General features: G+C 54.5%; 2 tRNA genes. Both read right to left on the reverse strand.

Annotation, left to right across the window (positions count from 1 at the left end):
• Nucleotides 1–20: 20 nt before the first annotated feature.
• Nucleotides 21–95: transfer RNA gene (locus tag FDW94_RS03860), tRNA-Gln, on the reverse strand.
• A gap of 23 nt (nt 96–118) precedes the next feature.
• Nucleotides 119–203: transfer RNA gene (locus FDW94_RS03865), tRNA-Leu, on the reverse strand.
• Nucleotides 204–244 lie beyond the last annotated feature (41 nt).

The raw sequence follows: 244 nt of genomic DNA on the forward strand, positions 1-244 counted from the left end.
AATACTAACATTTTCTTCGATGGCTGGGGTACCTGGATTCGAACCAGGGAATGCCGGTATCAAAAACCGGTGCCTTACCGCTTGGCGATACCCCATCCGTGCAACGCTTACGGGTGAATGGTGCGGGAGGCGAGACTTGAACTCGCACACCTTGCGGCGCCAGAACCTAAATCTGGTGCGTCTACCAATTTCGCCACTCCCGCAAAAAAGATGGTGGCTACGACGGGATTCGAACCTGTGACCC

It is taken from the genome of Citrobacter sp. wls757 (assembly GCF_005280935.1).
Taxonomy (GTDB): domain Bacteria; phylum Pseudomonadota; class Gammaproteobacteria; order Enterobacterales; family Enterobacteriaceae; genus Citrobacter; species Citrobacter portucalensis.